The sequence below is a fragment of the Clostridium gallinarum genome (assembly GCF_014836325.1).
Lineage (GTDB): Bacteria > Bacillota > Clostridia > Clostridiales > Clostridiaceae > Clostridium > Clostridium gallinarum.
Genome location: NZ_JACSQZ010000049.1, coordinates 1 through 25,620, shown reverse-complemented (window position 1 = coordinate 25,620; position 25,620 = coordinate 1). Strand labels below are relative to the sequence as shown.

Below are 25,620 nucleotides of genomic sequence, written 5' to 3'. Positions count from 1 at the left end.
ATTTTATTTATTATATGGATTATTGGAGTAATTATAATAACGTCTAAAATATTAATTTCATATTTAAAATTAAAGTTAAATATAAGCAAAGAATACAAAGAGTATAAAAATTATGATATAAAAGTTGACAATAGTGTAGAAAGAGAAATTCTAAATGTAAATAAAAATATACAGGTTAGAATTACTAATGAGATTAATAGTCCTAGTTTATGTGGAATAATAAATCCTAAGATTTTAATTCCATTAAATATGGTAAATAATCTTAATAATGAGGAAATGAGATATATAATACTTCATGAACTTTGTCATTATAAAAGAAAAGATGTTTTAATATCATGGTTAGGGTATATTGCTAAAACTATACATTGGTTTAATCCTATAATTTATATAGGTTTAAATACAATGGCATATGATTGTGAAGCAGCTTGTGATGAAATGGTTTTATCAAAGATAAGGGATAAAGAAAATATTAAATATGGAAATACAATACTTAATGTTCTTCACTTAATCAATATAAAAAATACTGTTCCAGGAACTACTTCTATGGTTACTAATAAGAAACGACTTAAAGATAGAATTAAATTTATTGCAGAAAATAAAAAGTTTACTTATAAAACTGTACTTTTAGGAATTATAGCTATAGTGATTTTATCAGCAGTAGTATTAACAAATAAATTAACGAGTGAGAATTTAAATTTAGTTGATAGCTCCAATATTAAAGAAGTAACTATAAGGGTAATGCCATCACCTCCTAAAGAAAAATTAATTAATAATACTGAAGATATAAAAAAAATAGTAGATTACATTAATTCAATAAAAGTAAAGAATAAAAAACAAGAAGTTTATAAGGGATGGGAAGTTAGTATTATCTTAAAAAGTGATAAAGAATACAGTATTTATTTTACAGGAAATAATATAAATATTGATGGGATTCAATATAGCGTAGATAGCAAAACAATTGAAAATATTAAAAAGTTATATAATGATTTAAATTATGAAGAAGATTATGTAGTGAAAAGTGAAGAAAAAAATAGCAACAATAATAGTTACGGAACATTTTTAAATAAAGTAAAATCTGATGGATATAATATTGTTTCTGGAAGTAGTTTGGGTGGGAGAATAACTTTACCTAACGAAGTGAATTCATCAATTTCAATATATGAAGGATATAATAAAAGTTTGGAAAATGGATATAATTTAGATCCTTATCTAGGAACAAAAGTAGATTTAATATCATTTCATATAGATAATACAGATGGAATTCAAGAAATTATAGGACTACTTAATGATGATATTTTAGTGGGATATTGGTTATCACCTATATATAATAAAAAAGGTGAAAGTGAAGTAAATAAAATATTAAATGAATTAAGGGTAGAAACATCAGGAGATCTTTCATATATAAAACTTATAAAATATTTAGGTGGAAATTTTGGTTTAAAAGTTGAAGAAGTTAGTAAAAAGACTTTGACTACTAAGGATAATGGATATTCAACAGAAACATATACTATAAAAGTAAATGATGAAGAGTTGAAGATTTATGAATATAATGATTCAAGAGCTGCCTTAAGTGAGATTTCTTTACTTAATGAAGATGATTATAGTGAAATTTCTTACGCTACAGATTATATTTTAATAAACATGGAAGAACTAAGAAATGCTAAACAGGTTTATTTTATAGATAAAATGATATGTCTATACAATGGAGATGATGATGAAATTAAAAATGCGTTAAATGCAATTTTAGATGCTCCCTTAGTTAGTTTAAGTAGAGATAAGCTTAGAATTTCTAGTAATGATGTAAAGTTAATTTATCCAGCTCATTGGATAGGAATGCAAGAGCCAATAGAAATGATTATTGGTGAAGAAAATCATCTAATTGATAGTACGTTTATTAAGCAAAATAAAAATATATGTGAAGTAAGAATTAATACTTATTTATTACAAAAAATTATGGCCTTTGATGGAGAAAAAATATTAATAAAATGGAAAGATAAAATTTCAAGTAAAGAAGATAAAACTTTTGTAACTGAAATAAATAGAAATGATTTTATTAGAGTAGTTAAAACACATGGAGGATATATTGATAGTGGATTAGTTTATCCTGAAATTGAAATAAATACAACAGATAAAGAGGTTATAGGAAAAAAACTTTATGAGGAATATATAAAGCTGCATAGTACTGATTGGTTTTTTAATCTAAATAATGGAATAAATAAAGAACCAGAAATATCTGCACTAGAAAGTAAGATAAATGATGTTTCTTTAATATCAGAAGGAAAATATATTTTTACTGTATGTATTTCATATGATATAAAAGCAGCAAATGAAAAAAGCCCATGGTATGCAGGAAATGGAGAGATAGAAGAAAATAACTGGATAGTAAACAAAGTAACTTTTATAGATATTGAAAAAATTGGAGAAAATAAATATAGGATTATAAATGGCTATACAGGCTAAAGTAAAAGATTAAGACGTAAAGCAATATATAAAATTATATATTATGAATTAGAAATTGAAACAGGCAATTACAATTATATGAACTGATCCTTGTTAATTGATAGGGATTAGTTCATATCAATATTGTCTGTTTTTTATTTTATTATTTATCTTAATATCTATATTATATTAAGATAAATAATAAAATAATAGATTATAAGTGTAAATTTTAAGAAATATAAATAGAATATATTTCAAATGCAATTACTTTATGTATGTAGTAAGTATATATGGGTGTGTTTTAAAAAGTTGTTGCTTAGAAAAATATTTAAATAAATTTAAAGTGAAAACTAAAATTATATAAAATTTATTAAATGAAAATAAAGCTTTTAAATATATGATCTATGATTTAAGTTCAAAGTTTTAATAATAAAATTAGAAAATTACTTTTAAGCTAACTAGAGCGTTGAAATGATAGCTTATAATCTGAGAATTCACTTATTTTTATATAAGAGGATTTAGAAAAATAATCTTTAAATAGTAAAACTTGATTTAATAAGAATGTTTCATAATTATTTTTAAAATCTATTATATACCAGTTTAAGTAGTTTTCTAAGTATTTTGTGGCAACTCCTTTAAATCTAAATAGCCAATTTCTTATATTAAGAGAAAACTTATGAATAAAAATACTTTTAGAAGGTAATCTTTCATTTATATTATTAATTTCAATAGAATTTCTATTTGAATGTTTATTAGTTTGTATTTGGGAAACTAAATTTAATATAATTTCTTTTGAAAGAGGAAGAGTTGAAGCATTTTGTTTTTTTGCATAAATATCAAAGTATCTATCGTTATAAGTAGATAATACTGCAGTTTTATCTATATTTTTAGCAAAATGTTCATTGATAGTAGAAAGAGAAATAGTACGTCTACTAATAACTTTAGAGATTATAGTACTATTGATATCAATTCCACAAGCAATAAAAATATTTTCTTTTTTAATATATTTAGCAGATTTATTTCCTTTTAAATTTTCCTTAAAAATTAATTTGCTTATTTCAACATAATTTTTAAGAATACCATTATTATTTCTATTTTCAGTAGTTAATATTTTATGTCTCCAAAAGAAGGACGTGGCTAAGTTTATATTTAGAATTTTAGAGCATTCTCTTAGGGATTTACCATTATTCATTAATATAAAGTATTTCATCCACAGATCTACTGATTTTTTTGAATAGCTAAATATAGTATTAGTTTTTGAGGAGAAGGTTTTATTACAGTTTTTACTTTTACACTTAAACCTTTGTAAGCCTCTATAGTTGCCATGTTTTATAAAGTGATCACCATTACAATAAGGACAAGTATCTATTTTTCTATTATTAAGAATACTAGAAGTTGTTATTTCATTAATATATTTATTTACAATGATTAATTTATTTTTTATGTCATCATCACTAAAATTAGGAATATCTAATAAATAACTCATGCAATTATTTCTCCTTGTTTAGATTATCATACATATAAATTTTTGACATAAATTACAAAAAGAATTCACTTAAAAGCATATAAAAAAATAAAAACAACAATTTTTTAAAACAGATGCATAGTGATGTTAGATATATAGTATGAGTACTAACTAATATATTGATTGGTATTAAAATAATTTTTGAAATTAGAAGTTTAAATAAATAGTTATATATAAATAAAAATAATATTTAAGGTTTTTTTAAGAATTTATGAATTTTATTATTAAGATATTATAACTAGAATATAGATATAAACTTAGAGTATGGTAAACTTATTTTATAAAAGAATGGGAGTGAATATTTTGAGTAAAGAGAGAATTTTAATAGTTGATGATGAAAAAGAAATTAGAGATTTAATAGATATTTATTTAAAGGGGGAGGGATATGAAACATTAAAAGTAGAAAATGGTGAAGAGGCTTTAAATATTTTAGAAGAGAATGATATAGATTTAATAATTTTAGATATAATGATGCCAAAAGTTAATGGAATAGAAGCTTGTCTAAAAATAAGAGAGCAAAGGGAAATGCCTATAATTATGTTATCTGCTAAATCCGAGGATATAGATAAAATTTTAGGGTTAAATACAGGAGCTGATGATTATTTAACAAAGCCATTTAATCCATTAGAATTAGTAGCTAGAGTAAAATCTCAATTAAGAAGGTATAAGAAATTTAATAACATAGTAACTAAGGCTGAAATTGGAGAAATAAAAGAAAATATATTAGAAATAGATGAGATTAGCATTAATATGGAAACACATGAGGTTTTTAAAGATGGAATAGAAATAAAGCTTACTCCAACTGAATTTGATATATTAACTTTACTTGGAGAAAACAGAGGAAAGGTGTTTAGCATAGAAAATATATATAATAGTGTATGGAAACAAGAATTTATGCAATCAGATAATACAGTTATGGTTCATATAAGAAAAGTTAGAGAAAAGATAGAGGATGATCCAAGAAAGCCTAAATATATAAAAACCGTATGGGGGGTAGGCTATAAAATTGATAGGTAGAAAGAATAAAAATCAAAAGAAAGAAAAAATTGGATTGATTCAAATATTGAAAAATTTAATTTTGAGAATTATATATAAGTTCTATAACTCTAAATTAGGAATAAAAATTAGAAGCTTTTTAGAATGGATATATAGAAGAATTGAAAAAAGTATAAGATTTGAACTTATGGTTGTTTTTGCAATTTGTTTTTTAGCTTCATTTTTATTTTATGGGTTTGCTAATAATATGTTAGTTAAAGATAGAACAATTACTAGAATTGAATATGATTCAGCTCAAATTCAATCTAATGCATATTCTATAGCTCAAAATTTAAGTGGTGGATATGGATATGAAGTAAATGGCTTAGAAGATGAAATAGCTATTAATGAAATATTAAATAATTATAATGATGGTAAAGCTAAAATTTATTTAACGGATTTAGATGGAAATATACTTTATAAAGTTAATGGAGATGCTAAGGATAAATTAGATATTTATAATATATTAGATAGAAGTAATAATATTCAAGATGAAGGAGCAGAAAGGGTAGTTATCTATCCGGTTAAAATAGGAGGAGATAGAGCTTATCTTATTTATTATCAAACTCCAACTCCATATTTATCCTATGAGTATTATACTGATACAAATTCATTTTTAGCCTTAGTTTTATCTGTAATTATATTTATTTCTATATTTATTATAGTTACTAACAAAAAAATGAAGTATATTGAAGAAATTGCATCTGGAGTTAGAATAATTTCTAGTGGAGATTTATCTTATAGAGTTGAGGAGAAGGGAAAGGACGAAATAAAGAACTTAGCAGAAAATATTAATAACATGGCTGCTGAAATTGAAAATAGGATTGAAGCGGAAAGAAGATCAGAAAAAACAAAAAGTGAGTTAATTACAAATGTTTCTCATGATCTAAGAACTCCATTAACATCAGTTATGGGATACATAGGATTAATTAAAGATGGAAAGTATGAAAATGAAGTAGTAATGAAGGAGTATTTAAATATAGCTTTTAATAAGTCAAATCAACTTAAAGAACTTATAGAAGATTTGTTTGAATATACTAAACTAAATAATAGAGGAGTTCTTTTAGAGCAAAACAAGATAAATATAGTTGAATTTTTATCCCAAATTATTGAAGAATATATCCCTATATTTGAAGAAAATAATATAGAGATAGTTAAAAAGTTTGTTGATGAAAAATCTATAGTAGATATAGATGCAGGAAAAATGGTAAGAGTTTTTGAAAATTTATTTTCTAATGCTATAAAATATTCTTTTAAACCGGGAAAAGTAATTGTGTCTACTTATGAAAGTGGTGGTTACGTAAGTATATCTATAAAAAATAAGGGTGAAAGTATACCAAAAGAAAAGATTGATAGATTATTTGATAGGTTTTATAGGCTTGACGAAGCTAGAAATTCAAATACTAAAGGAAGTGGTTTAGGTCTTGCTATATCAAAAAATATAATTGAATTACATAAGGGTAAAATTTGGGCTGAATGTGTAGGAAATGATATAAGCTTTTTTATAAAGCTAAAGTGTATTAATTAAATATTAAAGTAACCTTTAAGAAGATAAATAATAAACTGATATAGAGATTATTTTTCTTGGAGGAAAAATGCAAAATAGAAATCCTAATAGTACTTTTGGAATAGACATAAATGAATATACTCAAAATGTTAACTTTCAAACATTAGCTAGCACTGTAGACTTTTTGTATTTAAGATCTTCTGGATCTGGTTCAGGGAGATTTAGAGTTGATAAAAAGTTCTTAGAGTTTGCAAAGTCTGCAAGAAACTATGGAATACCAGTTGGAGCTTATCACTTTGCTGTGCCTTCATATGATTTAAATACAGCTGATTCTCAATGTAATGACTTCATAAACATACTACAAGAAGGCTTTGGCAAAAATAATTATGGAGATTTATTTCCAGTAGTAGATGTAGAAACTCCTATTGATAATAAAATAAGTACAAAAGCTCTAATAGATTGGGTTGAAAGATTTAGAAAATGTTTTGAAAAGAAAACTAGAAGAAAACTTATGATATATACAGGTGCGTTTTTTATTGAACTGTATAATGATTTTAAATTACCTAATGGAACACAGCCTTTAAAATCTATGCCTTTATGGATTGCTCTTTATAGCAATATTCCAGTAAATCCACCTTATCCACCTGATTTAGGAGGTTGGACTAGATGGAGAATATGGCAATATAGTGAAGGTGAAACAGTTAGGGGCGTAGGAAATCCGGTTGATGCTAATTGGGGACCAGATAGTGTGGATTTATTAATGCAACCAAGGCAAGTTAAGAACTTAAAAGCAGTTAAATCAAATGGTATGTTAAAGATAACTTGGAGTAAAAATACAGATACAGACCTTTTAGGTTATAATTTATTTGTTAATGGATATTGGATTGGAACTGTTGATAAGGATGATACTAGTTTTGATATTAGACTTTCGGAATTACCAGTAAAAACAAATGTTCCAATTACTGTATCAATTGAAGCTTTTGACTATGATGGAGAAACATCACAAGTTAGAAGTAAAGTAGTTGTATAATTAAAAAGAAAGATGAAAATTCTATTAAAGTATTTATAAAAGTAGAATTTTCATCTATTTTTATTGTAAAATTTAATAAAAATATTTAAATAATATTAAGATATTTTTATTAAATTTCATATGAAAATATAATATAATAGTATGGATATATTAAATAATAAACTTAATTAGGAAGGAGTGGGGCTTGTGGAAAAAATAAGTAAAAAAACTTTAGTTTCAGGTGGAATTTTAATTTTAATTGTTGCATTAGGAATAATAAGTTATGTTTTTTCAATAAATAAAAAAGTTGCAACTTGGAATGATAAAATTTATCCGGAAATTAATGTTTATGGTATAAATATTGGTGGATTGAGTAAAGAAGAAGCAATAAATATATTAAAAGAAGATTTACCAAAAGTAATTATGGACAAGAAGCTAAAAGTAATAGTAGGAGATAAAGAATTAGAGTTAAATTATGAGTCATTAAATCCTACTTATAACATAGAAAAAATAGCTGAAGAAGCATTAGCTTATGGTAAAGATAAAGGTGTATTTGCTAAAAATTCTTTAATTAATGGAAAGAAAGAAATAAGTATAGATGCTGACATAATATATGATGAAGAGGCACTAATTAATTTTGAAGATAGGGTTGTACAAGAGGTTAGTATCGAAGGTAAGAATGCATCTATTTCAATTGATTCAGGGAATATATCAGTTATTCCAGAAGAATCAGGCAAATCTATAGATAAAGAAGAACTTCATAATAAATTAATAGAAAATATTAATGGAGATCCAAATCATGAAGTTGAAATAACTTTAGAATTAAAAGAACAAGATGCGAAGATAAAAGCTGAAGATTTAAATAAAATAACAGGGAAAATAAGTAGTTATAGTAGTAATTATTCTAATACTGGTGATGGAAGAGTTAAAAATATGGAGATAGCTGCTGGGGTAATTAATGGAACTATAGTTATGCCAGGAGAGGAGTTTAGTTATAATGCTTTAATAGGAGATACAACTCCGGAAAAAGGATATGAAAAGGCTAATACTTACGTTGGAAATGAAATAGTTCCTGATTATGGTGGAGGTATTTGTCAAGTATCAACTACTTTATACAGAGCAGTTATGAGTGCAAATATTAGATCTACAGAAAGAATGAATCACTCATTAACTGTTTCATATTCTGAACCAGGATTAGATGCAACTGTAGCAAATCCATATGTAGATTATAAATTTGTTAATACTTATGATTTCCCAATATATATCCAAGGATATGTTAGCGGAGGAGTTGTTAGTTTTTCTATATATGGAAATGTTGAGGCTATGGGTAACAAAACATATAATCTTGTAAATGAAGTTCATGAAAAATATAATCCAGAAGTTAAATATGAAGATGATCCAACTATGGAAGAAGGAACGGAAAAAGTTGTTAGTTATGGAATGCCAGGATATAAAGCAAGTTCTTATCTTGTTACTTATGAAAATGGAGTTGAAGTTGATAGAGAATTTATAGCTACAGATGTTTATTTAACAACTAATACTGTTATAAAGAAAGGTACTAAGAAAAAAGAAGAACCTAAAAAAGAAGAACCTAAAAAGGAAGAAAATCAAAATCAAGAAAATCAACAAAATAATGTTGATGAAGATAAAAAACCAAGTAGTGAAGAAGAAAATAAGCCTACAGAGTAAAAAGTTAATACAATATTAAATTTGAGGTTGATTAAAGCAACCTCTTTTATAATTTTTTCCTTTAGTTTTGAAGTGTTAAAATATCATAGAAAGGTGACTTGTAGCTTGCGACGGAACCTTGCTATGATACTTTAACACCTTTTTTTATTTTAATTTAATATTGACCTTGTTGAGGAATAGATAGGCTAATGGTATTATTAATATAAATAAGATTGAAAAGGAGTTTTTTATGTCTTACAAAATGATTTGTATAGATATGGATGGAACCTTATTGGGAAGGGGAAAAAAGATATCTAAAGAAAATAAGGAAGCGATAAAAAAAGTTCATGAAAAAGGTATAGAAATAGTAGTTACAACAGGGAGAATATATAATAATGCAGCTTATTATTCTCATCTTTTAGGAGTTGAATCGCCTGTTATAGCAGCTAATGGAGCAATTGTTAGAGAAAAGCATACAAATAAAATTATATATGAAAATCCTATAAAAACTGAACAGTGTATAAAACTTCTTGAAATATTATTAAAAAATAAATTTTATTTTCATTTTTATACTACTGATGGAATATATTGTGGAAATCCACTAACAAAAAATCTAACTAAAATGTATATGACTAAGCAAGTAGGATATGATGAATTAAAAGTAAAATATTATGTAATTAAAAATTTTAATGAGTGGAAAAAGTTTTTTGAAGAAACTAATGGAAAAATAACTAAATGTATTGCATTTTCGCTATATCCACAGAAGATAAAAGATTTGAAAAGGGATTTAGATAATTTAAAAGATGTGGTTTATTTTGGAGCAGGCTCTAGAAGTCTAGAGATTAACAACAAAGGTGTATCAAAAGGAAAAGCTGTTAAAGCATTAGCTGATTATTATGGATTTAAAAGAGAAGAAATAGTATGCATTGGTGATAATGAAAATGACATATCTATGATTGAATATGCAGGATTTGGTGTTGCTATGGGAAATGCGATAAAAGAGGTTAAAGATTTAGCAGATTATATTACTGCTACGAATAGAGAAGATGGTGTTGCAAAGGCTATAAAGAAAATTTTTAATATATAGAAGTATTTATAAATAAAGTTATAAGCATAATAATTAAGAGGTGATATTATGTTTATACCACAAAAAGTAGTATTTGAAGAAAAAGCTTTAAATTTTGAATTAGGAAAAGAACTTTAGTAGTTGGAGTTAAGGGAAACCTGATGGATATGATATAGGATTTTTAATTGCGCCTGTATTTATTTATGATGGATGGAAAAATGACTATAACAAATTATTAGATAAAGTTAAGAATGATTTTGAAGGAGAGAAAATTACTTTTGAAGTAATAACTCATAGATTTACAGAAAGAGCTAAAAATAATATTTTAACTATTTATAAAGATTCTACATTACCAATGAAAGAAGATAGAAAATTTAAATATGGTTAGTTTGGATATGGTAAATATATATACAAAGATGATGATATGAAAGAAATAAAAGAATTTTTTTCTGATAGATTAAAAAAGATTTTGGTGAAGATAGTATTTTATATATAGTTTAAGAAAATATTCTGTTAATAAATTATAAATGACTTTGACTAATAAGTTTTCATATAGTATTATTTTTAATATGGTAATAAATAAGTAAGATAGGTACATCTTACTTTTTTGTTGGAGGTAAAAAATGAATTTAAATATAGTACTATATCAACCAGAAATACCGCAAAATACAGGTAACATTGCAAGAACTTGTGTTTTAACTAATTCAAAGTTACATTTAATTAAACCAATGGGCTTTAAGATAGATGATAAGCAAGTAAAAAGAGCTGGATTAGATTATTGGAGTGAACTTAAATTAGAAATTCATGAGAGTTATGAAGATTTCATGAACAAATATGGAAATGAAAAAATATTTTTAGCAACAACTCATGGAGGAGAACATTATGATGAAGTTTCATTTAAAGAAGGAGACTTTATAATGTTTGGAAGAGAAACTTCAGGAGTTCCAGAAGATGTGCATAAAGCTCATGAGGGAATAAGAATACCAATGATAAAGACTAGTACAAGAAGCTTAAATCTTTCAAATACAGTAGCAATTGTAGCATATGAGGCATTAAGACAAATTGGTTTTCCTGAAATGAAATAATTAGGGGGAATAATAATGGAAAAAATAAGAATATTAACAGACAGTTGTTTAGATATTCCAGAAGAATTAATTCAAAAGAATAATATTGATATTTTACCAGTTCTAATTAACTTTGGAGATGAAAGTTATATAGATAGAGATGAAATAAACTTAAAAGCAATGTTAGACAAAATTAATAAAGACGGTGTTCTACCTACTACTGCTCAAATAACTCCAAATAGATTTGAAGAGTATTTTAGAAAGGCTTTAGCTGAAGGAGATAAAGTAGTGGCTGTACTTATGTCATCTAATATGAGTGGAACGTATAATTCAGCATGCATTGCAAAGGAAATGGTTGAATCAGATGATATAATTATAATAGATAGTCAAGTTATAACATCTGCACAAGGATTTTTTGTGTTAAAAGCTTGTGAACTTAGAGATAAGGGGTTAGCTCCGGAAGAAATAAAATCAGAAATAGAAAAAATGATACCTAAGATGAATGCTTCATTATGTTTTGAATCTTTAGAAAACCTAGTTAGAGGTGGAAGAATATCTAAAACAGCAGGAGTTATAGGAACAGCTTTAGGCCTTAGAGTTATAGTTGGTTTTGAAAATGGAATGATGGTGGCTAAGGATAAAGTAAGAGGAAATAAAAAGGTTATTAAAAAAATAATTTCTGAATATGAAAACTCAAATGTAGATAAAAATGAACCAGTTATGTTAATAGAAATAGAAAGCCCAGAAATTAAGGGTGAACTAAAAAAATATTTAGATGAAAATAATATAAAGTATATAGAAACTACTCCAGGATGTGCAGTGGGAATTCATTCTGGCCTTGGAGCATGTGGATTATTTTTCTTAAATAAGTAAAATTAAAGAATTAGTTAAGGAACTTATTGATAGTTTCTTAACTAATTTTATTTTTATACTAAAAATAAAGTAATAAAGAGATAATATTTGGAAATTAAACTAAATTATTAAAGAAATATTGGTTACGGACTTGCTATAACGTTTACTTATTGTTTATACTAGTAATAAGGAAAGTTATTACTAATAATAAAAATAAAAGTGGTATTTATTGAATGAAGGTGTTATTTTATGAAACTAGATTTTAATTTGAATCTTACACAAGAACAAAGACTGGTAATGACCCAACAAATGCAGCTATCTATAAAACTTTTGCAAATGTCAACTTATGATTTAAGAGAGTATATAGAAAATGAGTTTTTAGAAAATCCAATACTTGAAGGTAACTTTGACTTTGTTCAAGAAGAAAAGAAATATGAAGATAAAATAGATTATAAGGAAATGATTAAATATTTAGAATTTGATAATTATGGATCTCAAAGTTATGGAGAATATAATAAGGATGATGATGTGTCTCCTTTTAACTTTATTTCCGAAAAAGAGTCTCTTACTGAGTTTTTGCAAGAACAACTAATTGAAGCTGATGAAGACGATTATATAAAGGCTATAGTTTCTTATATGATAGAAAATATAGATGGACGAGGATACTTGGACATGCCATTAGAGGATATATGCAAGGAATTAAATATATCTTTAGAATTAGGACAAGAAGCCTTGGAAGTACTTCAAGATTTAGATCCAGATGGAATTGGAGCTAGAGACTTAAAAGAATGTTTAAAAATTCAATTATTAAAGAAGGGTATGCTCGACGAAAACTTAGAAATAATAATAGATGAGTATTTAGACTTAATTGCAGATAATAAATATAGTGTAATAGCTAAAAATCTAAAGATAACTCCAAAAGAAGCACAGGATTTAGGGGATATAATAAAGAAACTTGAACCTAAGCCATCCAGAGGATTTTTTACTGGGGATGAAGTTAAATTTATAATTCCTGATGCAGCTATTAGAAAAATAGATGGTCAATACTTTGTTATTATGAATGAAGGTGTAATACCTAGATTATCAATAAATAATTTATATAAAAATATATTAAATAACAAAGATGATAAAAATACAGAAAATTATGTAAAAGAACGTTTAAATAGTGCAATGTTTTTAATAAAAAGTATAGAGCAAAGAAAAAGTACTTTACTTAGAATTTTAGAAAAAGTAGTAGAAAATCAAAAAGAATACTTTGATAATGGACAAAAATATTTAAGACCAATGACATTAAAAGAAATGGCTGAAATGTTAGGGATTCATGAATCAACAGTAAGTAGAGCCATTAAGGATAAATATATTTTAACTAGATTTGGAACCATAAAAATAAAAGATTTATTTACAACAGGTCTTAGTAAAACAGAAGGCCATGGTGAAGATGTAGCTGTAGTTAATATTAAGAAAAAAATAAAAGATTTAATAGATGAAGAAGATAAAAAGAAACCTCTATCTGATCAAGCTATATGTGATTATTTAAATGAAAAAAACTTAAATATATCAAGAAGAACAGTTGCAAAATATAGAGAAGAAATTGGAATAAAATCTTCAAGTAAAAGAAAAAGAATAGAATAAAATTTATTTAAAATAGGAAAGTTAAATATATAATATGACTTTATAATAACTTTCCTATTTAAACTCAAAACGCTTAAATTTTGTAAAAAGTTTTGGAAAAGTTTAAATAAAGTCTTTTAAAATCTATAGAAGTGTTTTATAATATTAAATGTGGGACATATATATAATATGTGGGACCTTTTTAGACCAAAGAGGAGGGTTGGAATGTGCAGGAAATATTATCTTTACAGAAAAAAATAGTTCCTGAACTTGTAGAAGTCCTGGAAAAGAGATATAGTATTCTTAGGACTATATATTACAATCAACCTATTGGAAGACGTGTTTTAGCAAATCAATTAGATCTTGGAGAAAGAATAGTTAGAACAGAAATAAACTTTTTAAAATCTCAAAATTTAATTGAAATCAATACTCCAGGGATGACAGTAACTGAGGAGGGGAAAGAAATTGTTAATAAACTTAAAGATTTTATTCATGAAATCAAAGGTTTATCTGACATTGAAGAAAACATAAGATCCTTCCTTGGGTTAAAAGATGTGATAATTGTTCCAGGAGATGTTGAAAAAAATCAAATAATATTAAAAGAAATTGGAAAAGCTACAGCTCATTATTTAAAATCTATTATAGAAGATAATAACATAATAGCTATAACAGGTGGAAATACTATTAAAGAGTTTGTAGAGTCTATGCCAAAGATGAATAGTCTTTCAAATATTCTTGTAGTACCAGCAAGAGGTGGTATGGGAAGAAAAGTTGAAATTCAAGCTAGTACATTAGCAGCATCTTTAGCACAAAAATTACATGGTTCTTATAAATTGCTTCATATTCCAGAAAACCTTAGCTTAAATCTTTTAGATACTTTGTTAAAAGAAAAGGAAATAAAAGAAGTTATTGATAATATTCATAAAGCAGATATTTTGATTTATGGTATTGGAGATGCGCTAGTTATGGCTGAAAAAAGAGATGTTTCAGAGGAAGAATATGATAAATTAAAATCCCTTGGAGCAGTTGGAGAAGCTTTTGGATGTTATTTTAATAAAGATTCAAAAGTAGTATCAGAAAATACTTCAATTGGAATAAATATTAATGAAGCAAGAAAAATTAACACACATATTGCTGTCGCAGCTGGAGAAAATAAAGTAGATGCTATTATTGCAACAATGAAAAATAATGTTAATGCAGTATTAGTAACTGACGAAGCAGCTGGACGAAGAATAATGGAGTTTATTAAGGAACATACTAAACAAGCTTAAAATTTTTAAAATTTTAAATATAACTATTTTTAGGAGGTAATTGCAAATGGTAAATGTAGCAATTAATGGTTTTGGAAGAATAGGAAGATTAGCATTAAGATTAATGATTGAAAACCCAGAATTCAATGTGGTAGCAATCAACGACTTAACAGATGCTAAGACTTTAGCTCACTTATTCAAATATGATTCTTCACAAGGAAGATTCAACGGAGAAATCGAAGTTAAAGAAGGAGCTTTCGTAGTTAACGGAAAAGAAATCAAAGTTACAGCTGAAAGAAATCCTCAAGACTTACCATGGAAAGAATTAAACGTTGACGTAGTTTTAGAGTGTACTGGATTCTTCACTTCACAAGAAAAAGCTGGTTTACACTTAGAAGCTGGTGCTAAGAAAGTTGTTATTTCAGCTCCTGCAACTGGTGACATTAAGACTGTTGTTTACAACGTAAATAATGATATATTAGACGGTAGCGAAACAGTTATTTCAGGTGCTTCATGTACTACAAACTGCTTAGCTCCAATGGCTAAAGTATTAAACGATAAGTTTGGTGTTCAAAAAGGATTCATGACTACAATCCACGCTTACACTAACGATCAAAATACATTAGATGGTCCTCACGGAAAAGGTGACTTAAGAAGAGGTAGAGCTGCTGCTGCTAACATCGTTCCAAACTCAACTGGAGCTGCTAAAGCAATTGGTTTAGTTATTCCAGAATTAAAAGGAAAATTAGATGGTGGTGCTCAAAGAGTTCCAGTTGTTACTGGTTCATTAACTGAATTAGTTGTAACTTTAGATAAGAAAGTAACTGTTGAAGAAATCAACGCTGCTATGAAAGCTGCTGCTAATGAATCATTCGGTTACACTGAAGATGAAATAGTTTCATCAGACGTTATCGGAATCACTTTCGGTTCATTATTCGATGCAACTCAAACTAAGGTTATGACAGTTGGAGAAGAGCAATTAGTTAAAGTTGCTGCTTGGTACGACAACGAAATGTCATACACTAACCAATTAATAAGAACTTTAAAGTACTTCGTAACTAGATAATAAAATAGTTAAGTGAATACTTAAAATATAACTTTAAATTTTGGTCTGGTTTTATAGAAAATCTATGAGGCCAGGCCAATTTTAAATTAATTAGATTTAAGAAAGTTCCTATCTCTTATAAAATTTATAAGAGAAAAAAATAATTTTAAGAGGTGAAATCAATGAGCTTTAATAAGAAAACTATAGAAGATATAGATGTTAAAGGTAAAAAGGTTTTAGTAAGATGTGACTTCAATGTTCCACTAAAGGATGGAGTTATAACTGATGAAAATAGATTAAATGGTGCATTACCAACAATCAATTACTTAATAGAAAATGGTGCTAAAGTTATCCTTTGCTCACACTTAGGAAAAGATGCATCTAAGTCATTAGCTCCAGTTGCTAAGAGATTAAGCGAAATGCTAAACAAAGAAGTAGTATTTGCAAGAGATGAAGAAGTTGTAGGAGCAAATGCTAGAGCTGCTGTTGAAGCTATGAAAGATGGAGATGTTGTTTTATTAGAAAACACAAGATGCAGAAAAGAAGAAACTAAGAATGTTGAAGATTTCTCAAAAGAATTAGCGTCTTTAGCTGATATATTTGTAAATGATGCATTTGGTACAGCTCACAGAGCACACTGTTCAACAGTTGGAGTTACTGATTACTTAGATACAGCTGTATGTGGATACTTAATTCAAAAAGAATTAAAGTTCTTAGGTGAAGCTGTAAACAATCCAGTTAGACCATTCGTTGCTATATTAGGTGGAGCTAAGGTTTCAGATAAAATAGCTGTTATCAACAACTTATTAGAAAAAGTTGATACATTAATCATCGGTGGAGGAATGGCTTACACATTCTTAAAAGCTCAAGGATACGAAGTAGGATCATCTTTAGTAGAAGCTGATAGATTAGACTACGCTAAAGAAATGATTGAAAAGGCAGCTGCAAAGGGAGTTAAATTCTTATTACCAGTTGACCACAGAGTTGCTACAGAATTCAAGGATGTAGAACCAGTAATCACAGAAGATCAAAATATTCCAGCAGGAAGCATGGGATTAGATATCGGACCTAAGACTGAAACTTTATATGCAGATGCAATTAAAGATGCTAAAACAGTTATATGGAACGGACCAATGGGAGTATTCGAATTCGAAAACTTCAATAAGGGAACAATTGCAGTTGCTAAAGCTATGGCTGATGCAGATGCTACAACAGTTATCGGTGGAGGAGACTCAGCTGCAGCTGTTAATATCTTAGGATTCGGAGATAAGATGACTCACATCTCAACAGGTGGTGGAGCTTCTCTAGAATTCTTAGAAGGTAAGGCTTTACCAGGAATAGAAGCACTAAACAATAAGTAAGCTTCTAAATCTTTGATTTAGTAAAGCGAACTTACTCATTCGAAACGAATGTGAGAAGGAGTTTCAATAAACAAGTTTTATTTATTGAATGTAAAATGAATAATGTAAAATGTAGAATTAGGGAAATAACTCCACTTAGGTGGAGTTATGAAATAAATTAATTTATTATTCAACTTTGTTGAATAATTTCATTAATTATTCATTCTTAATTCTTCATTCTTAATTTAAATAAGAGGTGATTTTTAATGAGAAAACCAATAATAGCAGGAAACTGGAAAATGCATTATACTCCAGCTGAAGCTGTAAAAGTTATAGAAGAATTAAAACCATTAGTAGCTAATGCTACATGTGACGTAGTAGTATGTCCTACTTTTGTTTGTTTAGATGCTGTATTAAAGGCAGTAGAAGGATCAAACATTAAAGTAGCTGCTCAAAACATGCACTTTGAAGAAAAGGGTGCTTTCACTGGAGAAGTTGCTCCTGGAATGTTAGAAGCTATGGGAGTTAGCTATGTTGTATTAGGACATAGTGAAAGAAGAGAATACTTCAATGAAACAGATGAAGCTTTAAACAAAAAGGTTAAGGCTGCATTTGCTCACAATTTAACTCCAATTCTTTGCTGTGGAGAAACTTTAGAGCAAAGAGAAAATGGAACAACTAATGAAGTTGTTGGAGCTCAAATTAAGGCTGATTTAGAAGGATTATCAAAAGAATTAGCTGAAAAAGTTGTTATAGCTTACGAACCAATCTGGGCTATAGGAACAGGTAAAACTGCAACTAATGAACAAGCAAATGAAACAATAATGGCTATAAGAGAAGTTGTTGCTGAAATGTTTGGAAAAGAAGTTGCTGATAAAGTAAGAATTCAATACGGTGGATCTGTTAAACCAAATACAATTAAGGACCAAATGGCTATGTCTGACATAGATGGTGCTTTAGTTGGTGGTGCTAGCTTAGTTCCAGCTGATTTCTCACAAATAGTTAACTTTTAATTAGTAAAAGGCTGTATAGTAATATAATTATTATACAGTCTTTTTTATTATTTATGAAATTATAATAAAATCAAACATGTAGATAACTTCATGAGAGTAGCAAAATTCGTAGTGTAAGAGGTAAAGTTTTTATAATTTCCTTCCTTCAGTTTGCGAAGAGATAAACATTGTATGACGGCGACTTGGAGCGCATGCGACGGAGTAAGGAATACAATATTTATCTCTTTTTTATTATCTAATAATTATTATTAAAAAATATTTTTATGCAAAGGTTTACTATATAGGTGCTTTTATTGTTAATAAGAACGAAATATAGTATAATATAAGTGAAATTAAAGAAAGATAATATTATATTAAAGTATTATTGTCAATATGATTTCAAATATAGATTAGAAATTTTTGGAGGGAATTATGGCGAAGAAACCTGTAATGCTAATGATATTAGATGGATTTGGAATAGCTCCAAAGTCAGAAGGAAATGCTGTTGAAGCAGCAAGCAAACCTAATTTTAATAGATTAATGACACAATACCCACACACTCAATTACAAGCAAGTGGATTATTCGTAGGATTACCAGATGGTCAAATGGGTAATTCAGAAGTAGGACACTTAAATATTGGTGCTGGAAGAATTATATATCAAGAATTAACTAGAATAACTAAGGAAATAGAAGAAGGTGGATTCTTTAAAAATGAAGCATTAACTTTAGCTATCAAAAATGCAAAAGAAAATAATGCAGCACTTCACTTAATGGGATTATTATCAGATGGTGGAGTTCACTCTCATATAGATCACTTAAAAGGATTATTAAACTTAGCTAAAGAATCTGGATTAACAAAGGTATATGTTCATGGATTTATGGATGGAAGAGACGTTGCTCCATCATCAGGAAAAGATTTTGTTATTGATCTTGAAAAGTATATGGAAGAAATCGGAGTAGGTAAAATAGCTACTTTATCTGGTAGATATTATGCTATGGATAGAGATAACAGATGGGAAAGAGTTGAACTTGCTTATAATGCAATGGTACTTGGAAAAGGCGAAGTTGCAACATCAGCTGTTGAAGCTATGGAAAAATCATACAACGATAATAAAACAGATGAATTTGTTTTACCAGCTGTTATAGATAAAGATGGTATGATTAAAAATGGAGACTCTGTAATATTCTTCAACTTTAGACCAGATAGAGCTAGAGAAATAACTAGAGCTATAAATGATAAGGAATTTGCAGGATTTAATAGAGAAAGATTAAACTTAACATTTGTAACAATGACTCAATATGACAAAACTTTAGAAGGAGTTCATGTTGCATATAGACCAGAAGCTATAAACAATACTTTAGGTGAATATGTTTCAAATAAAGGATTAAATCAATTAAGAATTGCAGAAACTGAAAAATATGCTCACGTTACTTTCTTCTTCAATGGTGGAGTAGAAAAAGAATATGCAGGAGAAGATAGAGCATTAGTATCATCTCCAAAAGTTGCAACTTATGATTTAAAACCAGAAATGAGCGCATATGAAGTTACAGATGAATTAATTAAGAGAATTGATTCAGATAAATATGATATGATTATACTAAACTATGCTAACCCAGATATGGTTGGTCATACAGGTGTAATGGAAGCTGCTGTTAAAGCAATAGAAACTGTTGATGAATGCTTAGGAAGAGTGGCTGATAAGATATTAGAAAAAGATGGTACATTATTCATAACTGCTGACCACGGTAATGCAGAAATAATGATAGATTTCTCAACAGGAAATCCATTTACAGCTCACACAACAGACCCAGTTCCATTCCTATGGGTAGCAAACAATACTGAAGGAAGAACATTAAAAGAAGGTAAGCTAGCAGATATAGCACCAACAATGTTAAATGAAATGGGACTTAAAGCACCAGCTGAAATGACTGGAGAATGTTTAATAGAAGATAAATAATAATATTAAAAGGACACTACTTTATAGTAAGTGTCCTTTTATAATTTCATTTATTTATAGTGAATTACCAAAATCTGAAACAATAGTTTGTAATTCAAATCATTTGACTGTTAAATAAAAACATCATATAATATCAGTAATAAAAATTATTAGGAGTTGAATATATGAATATAAAGCTAATTACTGACTCAGCTTGTGATTTATCTATAGATTATATAAAAGAAAATAATATTGCTTTAGTATCTCTAATGGTTAATTTAAATGGAGAATTTATACCAGATGATTTAGGACAAACTATAAGTCATAAGGATTTTTATAAAGCTGTTAAAGAAGGAGCAATGCCATCTACTACACAAGTTAATGTTGGAACTTTTTATGATATCTTTAAAAAGTATGTAGAAAAAGGTGATGCTATACTTTATATAGGTATATCTTCTGCATTAAGTGGAACAGTAAGTAGTGCAACAACAGCCAGAGAAATGATATTAGAGGAGTATCCAGAGGCAATTATACACATTATAGATTCATTGTGTGTATCAGCAGGAGAAGGTGTTTTAATATATAAAGCAGTAGAAATGTTAAAGAATAATGTATCTTTAGATGAAATAGTAAACTATTTAGAATCTATTAAAAGAAAAGTTATTCATGCTATAACTGTTGATGATTTAAATCATTTAAAAAGAGGAGGGCGTATTTCTGGGGCTGTAGCAGCCGTAGGAGGATTACTTGGAATAAAGCCTACTTTAAAAATTGATGATGAAGGAAGAGCAGTAGCATCAGAGAAGTTTAAAGGAAGAAAAAAAGCATTAAAATATTTAGTTAATCAACTTGGGATAAATGGAGATAATATAGAAGAGCAAACTATTTTTATATGTAATGCAGATTGTATTGAGGATGCGTTACAAGTAAAAACAATGATAATGGATGAGTATAAAGTTAAAGATATAGTTATTACTTCTATAGGAGCAGTTATAGGAACTCATGGAGGGCCAGGAACTATAGCAATAGTATTTATAGGAAAAGAAAGATAATAAGACATAGAAAAAGAAATCTAAGTAATTTTAGATTTCTTTTTTATTGTCAAATTATAACCTTGCACATATATTAAATTAAAAGAAAAAACAAAAAAACTATTGACAAAAATAACCAATAAAAGTACAATTTAAATAAACATATCGGAATAGTAGGAATAATACTGTGATGAAGGAGAGTAATATATTTTTAAATTTACAGAGAATAGGGGTATAGCTGAGAGCCCTTAATTATAATATATATGAAGTGCACTTCGGAGTATAAGATGTGAAATAGTAGTAGTATCTTAACGGAATGCCGTTTATAGCATAATAAGATGGAATTATATTCAATTAGAGTGGAACCGCGGAGCTTTCTTCGTCTCTTATTTTTAAGAGGCGAAGTTTTTTTATGTTTTATGGGAGGAATGTAAATGGAGATAGATTTTAAATTTATATCTGAAATTATACCAATATTTATTCAAGGAACTATTATGACTTTAAAGCTTGCAATTATATCGATTATTTTTTCTGTGATAATAGGTATTTTAATAGAAGCAGCTAGATATTTTAATTTAAAAATTTTAAATGTAATATCTAAAATTTATATAGAATTTTCAAGAAATACACCTCTTTTAATTCAGGTATTTTTTCTTTACTATGGATTAACTAAGTTTGGAATAAAATTAAGTGGATTTTCTTGTGGAGTTATTGGATTATCATTTTTAGGTGGAGCATATATGGCTGAATCCTTTAGAGGTGGAATAGAGGCAGTTTCAAAGGCTCAAATAGAAAGTGGACAGGCGCTAGGACTTAGTAAAATGCAAATATTAACTAATATAGTTTTACCAATTAGTTTTTCTATATCTATTCCAGCTATAGTTGCAAATTGTATATTTTTAGTTAAGGAAACGTCTATAATTGCATCTATTGCAGTAGCTGAGCTTATGTTTGTTACTAAGGATGTAATAGGCATGTACTATAAAACTAATGAAGCCTTGCTTTTAGTTGTTTTCTTCTATCTTATAATTTTACTTCCAATTTCAATTATTAGCAGGATTATAGAAAGGAGGTTAAGGCATGGGGAGTTTGGTAAATAATCAAATATTTAATATAGATAATTTAAAAAGACTTATGGAAGGGCTTGGAGTTACATTAAATATAGCAGTAGTATCAGTAATTTTATCAACTATTTTAGGTATTGGTTTTGGAATAATTATGACTAGTAAGAAAAAATATATTAAAGTTATTTCTTTTTTATATCTTGAAAGTATTAGAATAATACCATTAATGGTTTGGCTGTTTATTTTTTATTTTGGAATTCCAACAGTATTTAATATTCATATAGATTCAGTTTTAGTTGGATATATAGTATTTACTCTTTGGGGAACAGCAGAAATTGGAGATTTAGTAAGAGGTGCTATAACTTCTATTCCTAAAATATATTATGAATCAGCACAAGCTTTATCCTTAAATAAAGTTAAAACCTATAGATATATAATAATTCCAATAAGCATAAGAAGAGTTTTACCAGGAATTATAAACTTAACAACTAGAATGATAAAAACTACTACATTAATGACTTTAATAGGAGCTGTAGATTTAGTTAAGGTAGGGCAACAAATAATTGAAAGATCTATATTAACAGAACCATTAACACCATTTTGGATATATGGATTTATGCTAATTGTTTATTTTTTAATATGCTTCCCTATTTCATTAGGAGCAAAAACTTTAGAGAAGAAATTAAATTAGGGGGAATAGGTTATGAGTGAGGAAGTATTACTAAAGGTTAGTAATTTAAAGAAAAATTTTGGAGCTATTGAAGCTTTGAAGGGGGTGAACCTAGAAGTTAAAAAAGGAGAAGTTGCAGTTATACTTGGACCATCAGGTTGTGGAAAAAGCACATTTTTAAGATGTTTAAATGGTCTTGAAGAAATAGCCGACGGAAGTATATATCTTGAAGGATATGGTGAAATAGGAAAAGAGATACCCTTTGAAAAGATAAGGGGAACAGTAGGGATGGTCTTTCAAAGTTATGAGTTATTTCCACATTTAAATGTTATTAATAATATAATGCTTGGACCTCTTAAGGCACAAAATAGAAAAAAAGAAGAAATTGAAAAACAAGCAGATGAACTCTTAAATAGGGTGGGATTATATAATAGAAAATTTGCTTATCCAAGAGAGTTATCAGGAGGGCAAAAACAAAGAATTGCAATAGTTAGAGCTTTATGTATGAATCCAGAAATAATGCTATTTGATGAGGTTACAGCTGCATTAGATCCAGAAATGGTTAGGGAAGTTTTAGTAGTTTTATTAGAATTAGCAAGAAACGGAATGACTATGGTTATAGTTACTCATGAACTTGAATTTGCAAAGCATATAGCAGATAAAATAGTTTTTATGGAAGATGGAAAAATATTAGAAGTTTCATCGCCTAAAGAGTTTTTTAGTAATCCTAAAACAGAAAGAGCAAAAAGCTTTTTAGCTTCATTTGATTTATATAAATAAAAATTAAAAAAAGAAAGGGTGTAAATTTATGAAAAAATTATTATCAATTATGTTAACTGTAGTACTAGCTGTAGGAGTATTAGTTGGATGTGGAAAAAAGGAAACTGTAAATAAGTCATCTATAGAAAATATAAAGTCTGAAGGAAAAGTTAGAATAGGTGTATTTAGTGATAAGCCACCTTTTGGTTATGTAGATGAAAAGGGAGCAAATCAAGGGTATGATGTATATTTAGCAAAAAGAATAGCAAAAGATTTACTTGGTAATGAAGATAAAGTTGAATTTGTATTAGTTGAAGCAGCTAATAGAGTAGAATATTTACAATCTAATAAAGTAGATATAATATTAGCAAATTTTACAGTAACTCCTGAAAGAAAAGAAAAGGTTGATTTTGCAAATCCATATATGAAAGTTTCTTTAGGTGTAGTATCTCCTGATGGCTCACCAATAAAATCAGTAGATGAATTAAAGGGTAAAAAGTTACTAGTTAATAAAGGAACTACAGCAGAAAATTATTTTACAAAAAATTATCCAGAAATTGAATTAGTTAAATTTGAACAAAACACAGAAACTTTTGCAGCATTAACAGATGGAAGAGGAGATGCTTTAGCTCATGATAATACATTATTATTTGCATGGGCAAAAGAAAACCCAGGATATACAACATTTATATCAAGCTTAGGAGATGAAGATGCAATAGCTCCAGCTGTTAAAAAAGGAGATACAGAATTACTAGAATGGTTAAATAATGAAATAGATAGTTTAATTAAAGAAGGTTTCTTTAAAGAAGCATTTGAAAAGACTTTAGCTCCAGCTTATGGAGATACTGTAAAACCAGAATCAGTAATATTTAATTAATATTTAAATATAAAATATTGTTATAAAAAAACTTAATAAATAATAATATATAATAATAGTATTTTTGAGGAGAGTAATATGCCTAGGACGTATTCTTATTCAGCAGATTTTGATTCTGAAACTGAAGAGCTTTTTAAAGAGGCGGTCTTTCTTGGAGAAGGACATAATGGAATAGTTTATGGACTTCCGGACAATAAAGCAATAAAAATCTTTCAAGAAGCAAAGTGTTGTAAAGAAGAAGGGGAAATTCTTAAAAAAGTAAGTAAATCTAAATATTTTCCTAAAGTATATAATTTGGGGAAGTTCTATATTGTAAGAGATATGGTTTATGGGAGAAGATTAGACCATTATATTAAGAAAAAAGGATTTAATTATGAAATTTCAGAAGAAATTTATAATTTAATAGAGGAATTTAAAAAGTTAAAATTTACAAAACTTGATGCAAGATGTAGAGATATTTATATAACTACTGATAATAAGATTATGGTTATTGATCCAAAGCAGTGTTATAAAAGAAAAGTAAATTATCCAAGGCATCTTATGAAGGGATTAGAGAAGGTTGGAGTATTAGAAAGCTTTTTAGAAGATCTTAGATTGATAGATAAGAAAACTGCAAGAGAGTGGGAAAGAAGATATAATCAATATTTGCAAAATAGAGAAATTCAAGAATGAATTTAGAAAAAACATTGAGTTATATTACTTTTTAATATTATTAGGTAATTTTATAAAATTATATATTAAATAAAAAAGATTAAATTAGTTTATTTTTAATTTAATCTTTTTTTGTTGAAAAGATTAGTGCATATACTAAAAACTTTAGAGAAAAAGTTAGAATTTTTTTAGTAATAAATTTATTATAAGTACATATTGGTTAATAT

Annotated in this window: 22 protein-coding genes and 1 other annotated feature; of the genes, 21 read left to right on the top strand and 1 reads right to left on the bottom strand. The window is 27.4% G+C overall.

Going from position 1 to position 25,620, the window contains the following annotated elements; translation table 11 throughout:
• Window positions 1-2,460 (top strand): M56 family metallopeptidase (locus H9660_RS12225; RefSeq protein WP_191750662.1); only part of this gene is annotated, 2,460 nt, incomplete at its 5' end.
• A gap of 433 nt (window positions 2,461-2,893) precedes the next feature.
• On the opposite strand, the gene H9660_RS12220 is transcribed toward H9660_RS12225, so the two are convergent.
• The gene (locus tag H9660_RS12220; protein ID WP_191750661.1) at window positions 2,894-3,925 is read right to left on the bottom strand and encodes an IS1/IS1595 family N-terminal zinc-binding domain-containing protein; all 1,032 of its coding nucleotides are present in this window, start codon (window positions 3,923-3,925) and stop codon (window positions 2,894-2,896) included.
• Between the two features lie 327 nt (window positions 3,926-4,252).
• Here H9660_RS12220 and H9660_RS12215 point away from each other — a divergent pair, with 327 nt between their 5' ends.
• The 20 genes from H9660_RS12215 (at window position 4,253) to H9660_RS12125 (ending at window position 25,414) form a co-directional block, all read left to right on the top strand.
• Window positions 4,253-4,981 carry a response regulator transcription factor gene (locus tag H9660_RS12215; protein ID WP_191750663.1) on the top strand — a complete coding sequence of 243 codons (729 nt, stop codon included), beginning with the start codon at window positions 4,253-4,255 and terminating at the stop codon, window positions 4,979-4,981.
• Window positions 4,971-6,527: a sensor histidine kinase gene (locus H9660_RS12210; RefSeq protein WP_191750660.1), complete on the top strand. Its 1,557-nt coding sequence runs from the start codon at window positions 4,971-4,973 to the stop codon at window positions 6,525-6,527. Before H9660_RS12215 ends, H9660_RS12210 begins: the two co-directional genes overlap by 11 nt.
• 67 nt (window positions 6,528-6,594) lie before the next feature.
• The gene (locus H9660_RS12205) at window positions 6,595-7,536 is read left to right on the top strand and encodes a glycoside hydrolase family 25 protein (protein WP_191750659.1); all 942 of its coding nucleotides are present in this window, start codon (window positions 6,595-6,597) and stop codon (window positions 7,534-7,536) included.
• 186 nt (window positions 7,537-7,722) lie between these two features.
• Window positions 7,723-9,204: a VanW family protein gene (locus tag H9660_RS12200; protein ID WP_341479596.1), complete on the top strand. Its 1,482-nt coding sequence runs from the start codon at window positions 7,723-7,725 to the stop codon at window positions 9,202-9,204.
• A gap of 229 nt (window positions 9,205-9,433) precedes the next feature.
• The gene (locus H9660_RS12195) at window positions 9,434-10,270 is read left to right on the top strand and encodes a Cof-type HAD-IIB family hydrolase (protein WP_191750657.1); all 837 of its coding nucleotides are present in this window, start codon (window positions 9,434-9,436) and stop codon (window positions 10,268-10,270) included.
• 151 nt (window positions 10,271-10,421) lie between these two features.
• A complete protein-coding gene (locus H9660_RS16680) occupies window positions 10,422-10,637 on the top strand; it encodes a spore photoproduct lyase family protein (protein ID WP_423739008.1) in 216 nt (71 codons plus the stop codon).
• Window positions 10,638-10,872: 235 nt separating this feature from the next.
• Complete coding sequence (trmL, locus tag H9660_RS12190) at window positions 10,873-11,334, top strand: tRNA (uridine(34)/cytosine(34)/5-carboxymethylaminomethyluridine(34)-2'-O)-methyltransferase TrmL (protein WP_191750656.1); 462 nt, start codon at window positions 10,873-10,875, stop codon at window positions 11,332-11,334.
• A gap of 15 nt (window positions 11,335-11,349) precedes the next feature.
• Complete coding sequence (locus H9660_RS12185; protein ID WP_191750655.1) at window positions 11,350-12,186, top strand: DegV family protein; 837 nt, start codon at window positions 11,350-11,352, stop codon at window positions 12,184-12,186.
• Window positions 12,187-12,414: 228 nt separating this feature from the next.
• Window positions 12,415-13,797, top strand: coding sequence for an RNA polymerase factor sigma-54 (rpoN, locus tag H9660_RS12180; RefSeq protein WP_191750654.1), 1,383 nt, complete (start codon window positions 12,415-12,417; stop codon window positions 13,795-13,797).
• A 206-nt stretch (window positions 13,798-14,003) separates the two neighbouring features.
• Entirely contained in the window at window positions 14,004-15,047 is a 1,044-nt protein-coding gene (locus H9660_RS12175) for a sugar-binding domain-containing protein (RefSeq protein WP_191750653.1), read from the top strand.
• Between the two features lie 46 nt (window positions 15,048-15,093).
• Window positions 15,094-16,092 carry a type I glyceraldehyde-3-phosphate dehydrogenase gene (gap, locus tag H9660_RS12170; protein ID WP_191750652.1) on the top strand — a complete coding sequence of 333 codons (999 nt, stop codon included), beginning with the start codon at window positions 15,094-15,096 and terminating at the stop codon, window positions 16,090-16,092.
• Between the two features lie 161 nt (window positions 16,093-16,253).
• Window positions 16,254-17,432 (top strand): phosphoglycerate kinase, encoded by a 1,179-nt coding sequence (locus H9660_RS12165; RefSeq protein WP_191750651.1) that lies wholly within the window; start codon window positions 16,254-16,256, stop codon window positions 17,430-17,432.
• Between the two features lie 245 nt (window positions 17,433-17,677).
• Entirely contained in the window at window positions 17,678-18,424 is a 747-nt protein-coding gene (tpiA, locus tag H9660_RS12160; protein WP_191750650.1) for a triose-phosphate isomerase, read from the top strand.
• 411 nt (window positions 18,425-18,835) lie between these two features.
• Window positions 18,836-20,362: a 2,3-bisphosphoglycerate-independent phosphoglycerate mutase gene (gene gpmI, locus H9660_RS12155; protein WP_191750649.1), complete on the top strand. Its 1,527-nt coding sequence runs from the start codon at window positions 18,836-18,838 to the stop codon at window positions 20,360-20,362.
• 164 nt (window positions 20,363-20,526) lie between these two features.
• A complete protein-coding gene (locus H9660_RS12150; RefSeq protein ID WP_191750648.1) occupies window positions 20,527-21,393 on the top strand; it encodes a DegV family protein in 867 nt (288 codons plus the stop codon).
• 157 nt (window positions 21,394-21,550) lie between these two features.
• Window positions 21,551-21,762, top strand: a binding site (T-box leader).
• A gap of 44 nt (window positions 21,763-21,806) precedes the next feature.
• A complete protein-coding gene (locus H9660_RS12145; RefSeq protein ID WP_191750647.1) occupies window positions 21,807-22,472 on the top strand; it encodes an amino acid ABC transporter permease in 666 nt (221 codons plus the stop codon).
• Window positions 22,453-23,127, top strand: coding sequence for an amino acid ABC transporter permease (locus H9660_RS12140; RefSeq protein WP_191750646.1), 675 nt, complete (start codon window positions 22,453-22,455; stop codon window positions 23,125-23,127). The genes H9660_RS12145 and H9660_RS12140 overlap by 20 nt, the downstream gene beginning before the upstream one ends.
• A gap of 12 nt (window positions 23,128-23,139) precedes the next feature.
• A complete protein-coding gene (locus tag H9660_RS12135; RefSeq protein ID WP_191750645.1) occupies window positions 23,140-23,886 on the top strand; it encodes an amino acid ABC transporter ATP-binding protein in 747 nt (248 codons plus the stop codon).
• 28 nt (window positions 23,887-23,914) lie between these two features.
• Window positions 23,915-24,742 (top strand): cysteine ABC transporter substrate-binding protein, encoded by an 828-nt coding sequence (locus tag H9660_RS12130; RefSeq protein WP_191750644.1) that lies wholly within the window; start codon window positions 23,915-23,917, stop codon window positions 24,740-24,742.
• Between the two features lie 78 nt (window positions 24,743-24,820).
• Complete coding sequence (locus H9660_RS12125; RefSeq protein WP_191750643.1) at window positions 24,821-25,414, top strand: protein kinase; 594 nt, start codon at window positions 24,821-24,823, stop codon at window positions 25,412-25,414.
• The last annotated feature ends 206 nt before the right edge of the window (window positions 25,415-25,620 follow it).

Coding starts and splice junctions, on each gene's coding strand:
- H9660_RS12130 (WP_191750644.1), top strand. CDS start 23,915: ATGAAAAAATTATTATCAATTATGTTAACTGTAGTACTAGCTGTAGGA.
- H9660_RS12145 (WP_191750647.1), top strand. CDS start 21,807: ATGGAGATAGATTTTAAATTTATATCTGAAATTATACCAATATTTATT.
- H9660_RS12195 (WP_191750657.1), top strand. CDS start 9,434: ATGTCTTACAAAATGATTTGTATAGATATGGATGGAACCTTATTGGGA.
- tpiA (WP_191750650.1), top strand. CDS start 17,678: ATGAGAAAACCAATAATAGCAGGAAACTGGAAAATGCATTATACTCCA.
- rpoN (WP_191750654.1), top strand. CDS start 12,415: ATGAAACTAGATTTTAATTTGAATCTTACACAAGAACAAAGACTGGTA.
- H9660_RS12185 (WP_191750655.1), top strand. CDS start 11,350: ATGGAAAAAATAAGAATATTAACAGACAGTTGTTTAGATATTCCAGAA.
- H9660_RS12165 (WP_191750651.1), top strand. CDS start 16,254: ATGAGCTTTAATAAGAAAACTATAGAAGATATAGATGTTAAAGGTAAA.
- H9660_RS12125 (WP_191750643.1), top strand. CDS start 24,821: ATGCCTAGGACGTATTCTTATTCAGCAGATTTTGATTCTGAAACTGAA.
- H9660_RS12215 (WP_191750663.1), top strand. CDS start 4,253: ATGGGAGTGAATATTTTGAGTAAAGAGAGAATTTTAATAGTTGATGAT.
- gpmI (WP_191750649.1), top strand. CDS start 18,836: ATGGCGAAGAAACCTGTAATGCTAATGATATTAGATGGATTTGGAATA.
- H9660_RS12205 (WP_191750659.1), top strand. CDS start 6,595: ATGCAAAATAGAAATCCTAATAGTACTTTTGGAATAGACATAAATGAA.
- H9660_RS12140 (WP_191750646.1), top strand. CDS start 22,453: ATGGGGAGTTTGGTAAATAATCAAATATTTAATATAGATAATTTAAAA.
- gap (WP_191750652.1), top strand. CDS start 15,094: ATGGTAAATGTAGCAATTAATGGTTTTGGAAGAATAGGAAGATTAGCA.
- H9660_RS12150 (WP_191750648.1), top strand. CDS start 20,527: ATGAATATAAAGCTAATTACTGACTCAGCTTGTGATTTATCTATAGAT.
- H9660_RS12135 (WP_191750645.1), top strand. CDS start 23,140: ATGAGTGAGGAAGTATTACTAAAGGTTAGTAATTTAAAGAAAAATTTT.
- trmL (WP_191750656.1), top strand. CDS start 10,873: ATGAATTTAAATATAGTACTATATCAACCAGAAATACCGCAAAATACA.
- H9660_RS12220 (WP_191750661.1), bottom strand. CDS start 3,925: ATGAGTTATTTATTAGATATTCCTAATTTTAGTGATGATGACATAAAA.